Source organism: Rhodococcus sp. NPDC060176 (assembly GCF_042728675.1).
Taxonomy (GTDB): Bacteria; Actinomycetota; Actinomycetes; order Mycobacteriales; family Mycobacteriaceae; genus Rhodococcus_F.
Genome location: NZ_JBHWYS010000003.1, coordinates 876,118 through 887,168, shown reverse-complemented (window position 1 = coordinate 887,168; position 11,051 = coordinate 876,118). Strand labels below are relative to the sequence as shown.

The 11,051-nt window shown below is 58.5% G+C and carries 10 protein-coding genes; all 10 read right to left on the bottom strand.

The genetic code is table 11. The annotated features are described in order from the left end of the window. Window positions 1-236 precede the first annotated feature (236 nt). A complete protein-coding gene (locus ACFWEM_RS19110; protein WP_378535957.1) occupies window positions 237-533 on the bottom strand; it encodes a hypothetical protein in 297 nt (98 codons plus the stop codon). Between the two features lie 226 nt (window positions 534-759). Then, window positions 760-2,178 carry a polysaccharide biosynthesis tyrosine autokinase gene (locus ACFWEM_RS19105; RefSeq protein WP_378535955.1) on the bottom strand — a complete coding sequence of 473 codons (1,419 nt, stop codon included), beginning with the start codon at window positions 2,176-2,178 and terminating at the stop codon, window positions 760-762. Window positions 2,179-2,874: 696 nt separating this feature from the next. Next, complete coding sequence (locus ACFWEM_RS19100) at window positions 2,875-4,200, bottom strand: UDP-glucose dehydrogenase family protein (protein ID WP_378535952.1); 1,326 nt, start codon at window positions 4,198-4,200, stop codon at window positions 2,875-2,877. Window positions 4,201-4,252: 52 nt separating this feature from the next. Beyond that, the gene (locus ACFWEM_RS19095; protein WP_378535950.1) at window positions 4,253-5,218 is read right to left on the bottom strand and encodes a GDP-L-fucose synthase family protein; all 966 of its coding nucleotides are present in this window, start codon (window positions 5,216-5,218) and stop codon (window positions 4,253-4,255) included. Further along, a complete protein-coding gene (gmd, locus tag ACFWEM_RS19090; protein WP_230816379.1) occupies window positions 5,215-6,246 on the bottom strand; it encodes a GDP-mannose 4,6-dehydratase in 1,032 nt (343 codons plus the stop codon). The genes ACFWEM_RS19095 and gmd overlap by 4 nt, the downstream gene beginning before the upstream one ends. Before the next feature lie 100 nt (window positions 6,247-6,346). Then, a complete protein-coding gene (locus ACFWEM_RS19085) occupies window positions 6,347-7,411 on the bottom strand; it encodes a polysaccharide pyruvyl transferase family protein (protein WP_378535948.1) in 1,065 nt (354 codons plus the stop codon). Next, window positions 7,404-8,615 (bottom strand): lipopolysaccharide biosynthesis protein, encoded by a 1,212-nt coding sequence (locus tag ACFWEM_RS19080; protein ID WP_378535946.1) that lies wholly within the window; start codon window positions 8,613-8,615, stop codon window positions 7,404-7,406. Before ACFWEM_RS19080 ends, ACFWEM_RS19085 begins: the two co-directional genes overlap by 8 nt. 70 nt (window positions 8,616-8,685) lie before the next feature. Then, window positions 8,686-9,225, bottom strand: coding sequence for a DapH/DapD/GlmU-related protein (locus ACFWEM_RS19075; protein ID WP_378535944.1), 540 nt, complete (start codon window positions 9,223-9,225; stop codon window positions 8,686-8,688). Then, on the bottom strand, window positions 9,222-10,502 hold the full coding sequence (locus ACFWEM_RS19070) for a WcaI family glycosyltransferase (RefSeq protein ID WP_378535942.1): 1,281 nt from the start codon (window positions 10,500-10,502) through the stop codon (window positions 9,222-9,224). The genes ACFWEM_RS19075 and ACFWEM_RS19070 overlap by 4 nt, the downstream gene beginning before the upstream one ends. Before the next feature lie 26 nt (window positions 10,503-10,528). Further along, a complete protein-coding gene (locus ACFWEM_RS19065; RefSeq protein ID WP_230816482.1) occupies window positions 10,529-10,801 on the bottom strand; it encodes a DapH/DapD/GlmU-related protein in 273 nt (90 codons plus the stop codon). Between the last annotated feature and the right edge of the window lie 250 nt (window positions 10,802-11,051).

The following is an 11,051-nucleotide window of genomic DNA, read 5'->3' as shown; positions in this document are numbered from 1 at the left end:
TCAACAGGCTTCCAGATTCGAGTCGGAGGACAGGCGGATCGAGAAGGCGTTCGAGGACACGTTTGCGAAGGCTGCCTTCGAGGAGAGCAAACGTGCCGTCGTTGAGTTGAGGATTGCGGGAGTAGGTCTCGGTATCACTGCTTTTGGTGCGCTTTGTCAGGTGCCGCAAATATTCGTGGCTTAGCGCCAACCGAGGAGATCAGGTCCTCTGTATAGGTTCGTCGGTAGAGTCAACCTCACAAACCGACCGAGAATTTGACCTGTTCAGTCCAGTGGCGAATGCGATCTACGTCGCCAGCGCCGATCTCGGTCAGCAGGACGACGAACGCGTCGATGTTGCTTCGGATGTCAACAGGGATGACAAGGTCGAACTCGAGAGCACCTTGCAAAGCGAGATCGACAGCAAAGGCAGGGTCACCAATCTCGAGGACACTCTCGATATAGGTACGAGCCTCGACAGGCAAGCTGGGCACGATCGCAGCAGCGATGATGCCCGATTCGCGATCATATCTATCGGCCTGCTCCTGGTTCATCCCGTCACCGTATCGCTCGATCCGGTGACTGCTAACACCGCCGTCAGCACGCCTTTCGAAAGCAGAAGTGTGTGAATCTGCGAATTTTCGCAGTGCTGCCGGCCCCTGCGATCTGCTCCAACGCGGTCGCACTCACATGGTGGCCAGACGCAGACGAGTCCGCCCGCTCGGCGATCAGTGCAGTGATCGCGTCACGGGCGGACTCGCCAGAAAATGCTGCGTAGCTTCAGCGCACCGAGATCGCCGACTGCGGCTCTTTCACCTGGTCAACACTCGCCACAGGATCGGAGTCGTAGTAGTACTTGTACTCGTAAACCCCACGACCGTTCAGCGGGGTCATCGTTATGACAGTGCCGAGAATCGTCGCACCCACGCTGTGGAGGTTGCCCACCGCCCTGCTCAACTGTTCCCTCTTCGTCGAACCGTGACGAGCAATGACGAGTGCGCCGTCAGCCAGAGCAGACAGAACTGCAGCATCCGTAACCGGAAGCAACGGCGAGGCGTCGATGATGACGTAGTCGAACCTTCTGCGGAGATCGGCAAAAACTGCATGCGCAGTGTCAGTCCCCAGCAATTCGCTCGGGTTCGGAGGAATCGGACCCGAGGCAAGAACCGTCAGGTCTGCATTGCTCGTAACCTGAAGCACGTCGTCCAGATCTGCTTGCCCGGCCAGGACCGAACTGAGCCCGACGCTTCCGATCAGCCCGAGGTACTTCGACACACGCGGCTTACGAAGGTCACCTTCAACGAGACATACCTTCTTGCCCGCCTCGGCCAGCACGAGTGCGATGTTGACGGCGGTCGTGGTCTTACCCTCCGACGGAAGCGAACTCGTCACGACGATGACACTCGGGGGGCGATCCACTGCCAGGAACTGCAGATTGGTTCGTAGTTCACGGTATGCCTCGGCACTGGCGGAGTTGCCTTCGTGGAAGTTGATCGCTTGATGAACTTCACGTTCCTTGTCGAACGGAATTGTTCCCACCATCGCCGCACCAACGATGTCCTCGACGGTCTTTCGTTCCTTTACAGTGTTGTCCAAGCGGTCACGCACCACCGCTAACCCGATCCCCAGCAGAAGCCCGATCGCGGCACCCAGTGCCACGTTCCGCGACGTCTTCGGCGAGACCGGTTCCGCAGGAGTTTGTGCTCGCTGCTCCACAACGACGCGCGCCGGCGCCGTGCCACCGTTGGCGGGTGTACCTAAATCTTTGACCATGACGACAAATTCGTCCGACAGCGCATTTGCGATCTCGCGAGCCAGTTCAGGCGACGCATCTTGCACGCTCAAATCGAGAAGAACTGTCTCCGGTGCCGATGTGGCGGTCACCTTCGATGAAATCTCCGCAGCGGAAAGCCCGCCGAGCCGATCCGGCCCGACTGAATCGATCGTCCTCTGCGCGAGTGTCTCGCCGGTGAGGAGCTTGGCATAGGAAGTGACCAACTGCTGCGAGAGCTGGTTGCCCTGGTAAGCCTCGTTCACGGTTGTTCCGGTAGAGGTCGACACGAACAGGCGCGTGGAAGCCTGGTAGATCGGCGTGGCAATCAACGAGGCGCCCAATGCACCCAAGATCACGACTACAGTGACGACAGCGACTATCTTCCACCGTGCCTGCAGAATCTTCAGGTAGTCCCGTACATCCATCGTCGAATCTCCTTCGGCTCGAACACGAATCACGTCTTCGAGTAGTAATCGACAGCCGCTTGTCGAGCCGCTGCACTCAATCCAGGCTGAACGAGGCAGCCAATCTTCTATCGCACACACATAGTGTGATTTTGTGTCCGGAACGAGCAGGTTCGCGTTCCTATATGGCACGTCACGATGCAGCCGATACGTGAAGGCGTAGCGACGGGCTCGAGGTAGTGGACATCAGGGCCCTCTCCCACGTCTCCTGTACCAGCCTTGCTTGCCGAGACCGCATTGCGGCGACCCCAGCGCATGCATTCAGTCCGAGTTGGGAGCAAACACTACGAACAGCTGGGCTGAACTCTACTGTGTCATTAACCTTTTCACCACCGCAACAGCAATTCGGCGCAGCTGTGCAGCTACATTCGTTCTCGCCGTCCGAGCGAGGATCGCCCACGGCCACCGGACGGCGAGGACCAAAGTCCACGCAAGTGCATCCACGGACCACTAGGCCGAAAGCTACTGCACACCAGTAGAACAAGGCACTATTCCACACTGCGACACCATTGGCCGGACGCAACCGCCGTGCCGCGCCGCCACAGCGAATCCATCGACGGACCTTGGTCCCGAGCTTCGGCGAATCCACCCGAAGGCGGATTCGTTCCAGGCGCAGACCACTGACGGTTGCGACGATTTACGGCTGGTTTCAAAGATTTACGGCCTTCCGAGCCCTCGATAGGTCCACCCGGCGTCGCGCCAGGTGCTTGGTTCCAGGCAATTTCGCCCGTCAATGATCACCTTCTTGCGCACGATTGCTTCGAGGTCCGACGGCAGCAATTTTCGAAATTCGGTCCACTCGGTCAGGACCAGGACGACATCAGCGCCCGCGCACGCTTCGAGTGCGCTCGACGTATAGGTGAGAGTGGGGAACAAAGCCTTCGAGTTTCCCATTGCCTTCGGGTCGTAGACATTGACGGCAGCGCCTTGCAATTGAATCTGACCCGCGACGTTCAATGCCGGCGAGTCACGGACGTCGTCGGAATCAGGTTTGAACGCGGCACCGAGAACCGCCACACGGGCTCCGAGCAGCGAGCCACACGCTTCACGAGCCAGCTCGACCATCCGTGTACGACGGCGCATGTTGATATTGTCGACTTCACGCAAGAAGGTGAGTGCTTGATCTGCTCCCAGTTCACCCGCGCGTGCCATGAAAGCACGGATGTCCTTCGGTAAGCAGCCCCCACCGAAACCGATTCCCGCATTGAGGAATCGTCTGCCTATTCTCTCGTCGTGGCCGATAGCATCGGCAAGAACGGTGACATCCGCACCCGAGGCCTCACAGACCTCCGAGATCGCATTGATGAACGAGATCTTCGTCGCCAGAAAGGCATTGGCTGATGCTTTGACCAACTCCGAAGTGGCAAGGTCGGTGACAACGAAGGGAATACCTTCGTTCAAGAGCTGCTCGTACACTTCGCGCGCAACCGATTCTGCGCGTCCGGGTCGATTGCGGTCTACCCCTAGTACAAGCCGGTCCGGGTGAAGCGTGTCCTTCACCGCGTAGCCTTCCCGGAGGAATTCCGGGTTCCACGCCACCTCGACGTCTTGTCCTGCAGGCGCAAGCTCACGCGCCCGTGCACCTAATCGCTCGGCGGTACCCACTGGCACAGTCGATTTCCCGAAAATTACAGCCGGCCTGGTCAACAGAGGCGCGAGGGTCTCGATCACCGAATCGACAAAACGCATGTCGGCCGCGAACTCCCCCTTCTTCTGAGGCGTACCGACGCCGAGGAAATGGATGTCCGCGAACTCTGCGGCCTCCTCGTAGGAAGCCGTGAACCGAAGACGTCCCGCGGCTATGTTGCGGCGCAACACTTCCTCGAGCCCGGGCTCGTAGAAAGGAACCTCCCCAGCTTCGAGCATAGCGAGCTTGTTCGGATCGACATCGACCCCGAGAACCTCGTGACCCAACTCGGCCATGCATGCTGCGTGTGTCGCCCCGAGGTAGCCGGTGCCGAATACCGCAATACGAGAAGTCATAACGATGTCTGCCTGTCGAAGTCGGGTTTACGTCGAATAATGCTGTAGTACTTCATGTCCTGATCGAATCGACGTTCTGTCGATACCACTCCACGGTCGATGCGATCCCCTCACGCAAGTCGATCCTGGGCTGCCAACCCAAATCTCGAAGCTTCCCGATGTCGAGCAGCTTCCGCGGCGTTCCGTCAGGTTTCGTGCGGTCCCATTCGATCTCGCCGCCGAACCCGACCTCGTCCGCCACGATCGCGGAGATCTCCGCGATGCTCTGGTCCTCACCTGTACCCACGTTGACGTGCTCAACTCCGTCATAGTGGTCGAGCAGATGAAGACAGGCATCCGCCATGTCGTCGACATGGAGAAACTCACGCCGTGGGGTCCCGCTACCCCAGTTCACAACTGACGCCGCTCCCTCACGGCGCGCGTCGTCGAAGCGCCTGATGAGCGCCGGCAGCACATGAGAGCCCTTGGTAGAGAAGTTGTCACCAGGGCCGTAGAGATTGGTCGGCATCGCGGAAATCCACGGACGCCCGAACTGCTTGCGAACAGCCTGCACCTGCAGGATTCCGGCGATCTTTGCGATCGCATACGCATCGTTGGTCGGCTCCAAGTGACCGGTCAGCAGATACTCTTCGCGAATCGGTTGAGGAGCGAACTTTGGGTAGATGCAGGATGACCCGAGGAATAGCAGGCGCTCGACATCGAACTCGGCCGCCGCATCCATCACGTTCACCTGGATGCGAAGGTTGTCGGAGATGAAGTCCACCGGCAGTGTGCTGTTCGCCAAGATCCCGCCTACTCTGGCTGCCGCGAGAACCACGTTCTTCGGCCTCTCCTCGGCGAAGAATTCGAACACTGCACCGCGGTCGCGAAGATCGAGCTCGGCGGACGTGCGTCCGACAAGGCAGTTGAAACCATCGGCTTCCAACCGACGCCAAATCGCTGAACCTACGAGCCCACGATGGCCCGCGACGAACACACGCTCGCTCCGATCGAGCCGCTGCACGTTCTCCCCTGTCATCGAGCGTGCTCCCAATCCACCAGGTTCGGACGATCGATCCAAGGCTTGCCCTCACATGTCAACGCCTCGATGTCCGCGTCGACCATGATTCGAGCCAGTTCGGGGGTATGCACTGTCGCCTTCCAACCGAGCTTCTGCTCGGCCTTTCCAGCGTCCCCGATCAACGCATCGACTTCCGTCGGACGGAGATAGCGCTCATCGAAGCGCACGTGATCTTCCCAGTTCAGTCCTGCATGCTCGAAGGCCACCGTCAGGAAGTCCTTGACCGAATAGTTACCGCCAGTCGCGAGAACATAATCGTCCGGTTCGTCAGCCTGAAGCATCCTCCACATTCCCTCTACGTACTCCGGCGCATAACCCCAGTCACGAATTGCATCGAGATTGCCCATGTACAAGTTACTTTCAAGGCCCGCTTTGATTCGAGCGACTGCTCGCGTGATCTTGCGGGTCACGAACGTCTCACCACGGCGGGGGGATTCGTGGTTGAACAGAATCCCATTCACCGCGAAGATCCCGTATGCCTCACGATAGTTCTTCGTGATCCAATACGAATAGACCTTCGCAGCGCCGTAAGGCGACCGCGGATAGAAGGGGGTCTGCTCGTCTTGCGGAGGTGGTGTCGCACCGAACATCTCGGAACTGGACGCCTGGTAGAACCTGCATTCGAGTCCTGCCATTCGAACCGCTTCGAGCAACCTGATCGACCCGATTCCCGTCGTGTCGCCGGTATGTTCAGGCTCGTCGAAGCTCACCCGCACGTGGGACTGCGCCGCGAGGTTGTAGACCTCGTCCGGACGTATCTGTGCGAGAAGGGTGACCAAACGCGCCCCGTCGCTGAGATCTCCGTAATGAAGGAACAGCTTTGCATCGGGGGTGTGGGGATCTACATACATATGATCGATCCGAGCTGTATTGAACGTGGACGACCTACGAATAAGTCCGTGGACCTCGTATCCCTTGCTCAACAACAGCTCGGCCAGGTATGAACCGTCTTGGCCTGTAATTCCGGTAATCAGTGCGCGTTTCACTTGAAACCCCGTCCTCGAAGCAGATACTTGTCTGCGGATAGTCATCGGCCGAATTGTGTTGTGTGGGAGTACCGACCCCACAACCAGAACTGAGAAACCCTCACGGCATTACTGCCCCCTTGATCCGCGATCTCAAATCCTCCAGTTCCGCGGCAGCGGAATCCATTCCGTGGAAGATTCGGGCAGATTCGTCGTGCCCGAGATTCAAGCTGCCACCCGCCGAGTCGTCCATCCACGATGCCTGCGGCGCGAGTACCGGTTCCAGCGAATCCCTCAGCTTCGGTACCGAACTGCTGCCCGACATCACCGGTATCGATCCACCTCGCGCGCTCAGGATCAAAACATGGAGTCGGTCGCTGATGGTCACGGCCGCGCGCTCGTACAGGGCACGGAGAGCGAACTCCTGTTGCCGATGGGTCACGTCATCGTCCCATCCCACGTAGGGAATTCCGAGCGTCGCAGCAACTTCACGGTTGTGGTTGTCGTCCTCGACAACCTGGCAACAGGCCATCAGATCCAAACCATTTGCCGAGACCTGATTGTGGATCGACCGAAGGGTCGCGTAGTTCACCGGTCGGTCATGTCGAAGCGAAAGCAACGCTATTTCTCGGGCCGCAGATCCTTGGCCCGCAGACTTGGCCACGTCAGAAGTACTGCCCCGAAAAGCGAGATCGGGATAGAACCGGCTCTTACCTCGCAGATACTCGCACGTCCGCTTGTCACGTGCCGCATAGACGTCGGCTATGCCGACGAGGATCTTCTCGGGTACCGCCGCGAAGGAACTTCGCACCTCGATCGATCGCCCCAAAACGAGGATTCGTGTACCGAACATGCGAAGCACCGCAAAGACGGCCACAAGTAACGAGTGTTTGACGACGCTCGCGACCGAAGCTCCCAGGACTGCAGGCCCAGGAGCCATGACGATCACTGCCCGCTTGCGGCGCACCGTATCGGCCAAAACTGCTCGCCAGAATCGAAAGCCCGAATTCATGACCTCGTCGGTTGGTTCCCAATCGAAGGCATCGACGTACTCCGCGCTCATACGGCCCGAAAAGACTACGGGACTCAATCCCAGGTCGCGCATGTAATCGACTGCTGTTCGGCGTATCTCGATGTCTCCCAGATTTCCCTGGGCTGCCGCAATACTCATGAAGAACCTACGCATGGGGATCCCTCCTCATTGCAACGACAACGACACAGGTCAGGAAAGCGGTTTGAAGTACGTAGCTGAGCGAGAGTGACCATCCCGCTCCGAGCGCCCCGTAGCGGGGAGCCGCCACCAGGATTCCGACCAGGCAAATCAACGTGCTCAAAACAGTTATGTAGGAGACAACTTCAACTCTGCCCGTACCTTGCAGAATGGCGTTCAACTGCGACGAGATCGCTGCGAAGATCAAACTGAAGCAGACGACCTGCATTACCGGTACCGCGTCTACATATGCAGCGCCCAAAACCGGTGGAACCACTACAGGTATGACTGCCGCGATCACGCCGAAGATCACCGCGCTGGCAAGACACACATACATCGCGGGTCGCAGAATGCTCTGGGTGATTCGCCCAGTCGTCGAGCGCGCCGCTGCCGGCATGAGAACTGCCGCAAATGAAGTGGGAATCAGCCGCAGTGGAGTAGTGATACGACTCGTCACGCCGTAGATTCCGGAGACGGCCGGGGATGTCACGAGTCCAACCAGCAGTACGTCGAAGTTACGCGTTTGAGTGGCAACGGAATTCAACCAGAAGTGCGATGACTTGCGAAGAATCGACTTATACGATCGCCTCGATCTGATCCGAGTGATTACCGGTCCGAGCCGAATGGCCACGAAGACAGCGATCATCGAGGAGAACGCGAGGCCCACTGAATACCAGAACACTGCATCGACACCCGAGAGCCAAGCGGCCGCGACAAAGACAAGGGCAAGTGCTCGACGAAGGAGCAACGATACGGCGTTCTGCCAGGTATTCCCGTCAGCGAGTGGTAGCGAAAGCAACGTCTCGACGTAATTGTCCAGGACAACCCACACTGCCAATGGCACAACGAACCAAAGCCTCGGTTCGAAGACCGAGGCCACAGTCGCGATTATTGCAAGCAAGGCCCCAACGGCCAGATTGGCGCGGCGCGAGAACTCCAAAGTCGAAGCGATGAGCGGTTCCTGGTCACCCAACGCACGGATTCGAACCAGAAACGGAGTGAACCCGAAGTTCAGAACGGTTTGAAGGACCAGTCCGACGCCATAAGCAGCAGCAAAGATTCCAAAGCCGGACGGACCGGAGATGCGAGCAAGGAGAACCATGCTCAGTGCCTGAATCAACGCACCGACAAGACGTCCGCCGGCGATTCCGGTGAACTGCACCACCAGGGGGTTTGTCATCACCTTCACGTGGCACCAACCAGGTGGCGGAACGACTGTAAGACTCCAGCGCAATTCGGCCGTGTGCTTCTCATCCTCGTCCGATCTCCGAGACCGGGGCACGAACAATTGCACTCGCCGGAACATCTGATATGACAAGGCAATTCGCGCCGATAACGGCGTGGTCACCGATCGACGTACCACGGAGGACGGTGGATCTCGCCGCAATCCATACGCCATCACCGACGACGATCGGACCGTTGTCGAACTCGAAAGTCCGTGATTTTCTGCTGTGACTGCCCGCGCACAGGAAAACGTCCTGCGAGACGCAACTGTTCGACCCGATGCTTACCGGTTCGAGATTGAGGATCCACGCTCCCTCACCCACCCAGGTGTTATCGCCGATCGACAGCTTCCATGGCCAATGGATCTTGACGTTGTGCCGTATCAGGACTGCCTCGCCGATCTGAGCGCCGAACAGTCTGAGAATGGCGACCCGCATGCGTGCCGGCACGAACCAGGCCCGGAACACTGGTGCTACCGCGAGCCAGGCGATCTGCACTGGCGCCGGACGCCCCTTGTCATATCCTGCCCCGGTGAACTCGCCGAGGGAGAGCTGTGGGTGGGTCATCGCGCTCGGGCTTCCGTCAATCGAGTCGGCGAACTCGCTCGGTTGACAAGTCCGTCGAGCAGTTCGCCGAACGCGATGGTGGCAGAATCGGGAGACAAAACTTCGTGCACGTACTCCCTCCCGTTTCGCGCGAGTTGCTCAGAACGGGCGGGGTCCGCCACCAACATCTCTATTTCACGAACCAACGCCTCCGGATTGCCGGCGTCGACGCGTACTCCCGCCCCTGACAGGGCGATCTCTTCGCCCGACGCACTGTCCGCAGACGTAGCCGCGACGACTGGCACCCCTGAGGCGAAATACGATGTGAGTTTGCTCGGCACAGCCATGCTGCGAAGATCGGCCAACTCGTTGAGAAGTAGCGCATCCGCTGCACGCAGCACGTCGGTGAAGGTCTCGCTGCCAACAGGATCCATGAATTCGATCCCCGAGCATCCCTTGGACAACTCTTCGAGATGGGCTCGCTGATTCCCGTCACCCATCAGCACGAATTTGATGTCGGACTGCCGTGCATCGAGCAAACGCGCGGCGTCCACCACGTTTTCGAGCCCTTGCTTTGCACCCATGTTTCCGGCGTGCAGCACTATCTTCTGTTCCGGCCCCCAGCCCAATCGTCTTCGCGAATCCTCTCGGGTGCAGGCAGACTGGGAGAGGTCGAGGTGGGTCCAGTTCCTGATAACCGTGATGCTGCTCGAATCGACGCCGAGGTTCTCCCGGGCATGTTTCGCGAACCGCGGATGGATCACGACAACGTGATCGGACTTTCGCAAGATCCAAGATTCGACTCGATCGACGAGAGACGACAATCCACCGCTCAGCTGGCCGGTCTCGGAAGCGCCTAGTCCGTAGAAGTCCTGCACCCACAGCACCACGGGTGTGCGCGACCGAAAGAGCCTGGTCCTGATGACAAATGCCGCTGAGGACAAAAGTGTTGGGCTTACACACAGAACGAGGTCCGCTCGGTGGAAAAGAGTCGCCCAGGACGCCCTCAGAGCGAAGCTTGCCTCCATCAGGATTCTTCGCAGGAAAGTGGGATTCCGAGGGATGTAGTGACGAAGTCTGTGCACTGACAGATTCTCTGACTTCTCGACCGAAGACAGTCCTGAGAAACCATCCATCTTTTTCCAGAATGGATAGTGTGGATACCCCGTCACCATCCTGACGTCAGCACCAGCATCCGCTACCGCATTTACCAAGCCCTCAGTGTAAGGAGCAATACCGGTTGGCTCAGGCGAATAGTTGATTCCCACAATCAGGATTTTGTTTCCCCGATTATCCATCGTGCTCATTTCCCTTTTCAGCTCACTCAGGACGACAGTCCGTGCACAGCTTGCAGGTGTGCACTTCTCTGCGTATCACTCTCGAATCTTTCGCCGACTTTCCGTGCGGGAACTCCGACATTCACAGAGAAACTCTCGACGTCACTCGTCACTACCGAACCTGCCCCGATCACTGCTCCGTCGCCTATCGTTACACCGCTCAATATCACCGAACAAGCGCCTATCCATACATCTGTTCCAATTTCGACAGAATCACGAGCGCCAGGCTCTCGGTCCCCCACCCACGTCGACGCGAGCATCGGAATACCCACTTCGTCGATCGCGTGGTCTTCACGCCCTACGATGTAGACATTCATTCCGATCATGACGTGGGATCCGATCGAACCGTCTACCTGGATAACAGTCCGAGGCCCGACGCTGACATTATCGCCGATATTCAATCCGTGAGGCGCACTGATGATTGCCCCACGGCCGGCGTTGAAGTCGCGTCCTACTGAAACATTGCCGTTCGATATTGCCAGCCCATTCATGATTCCCCGAAGGGCTCGC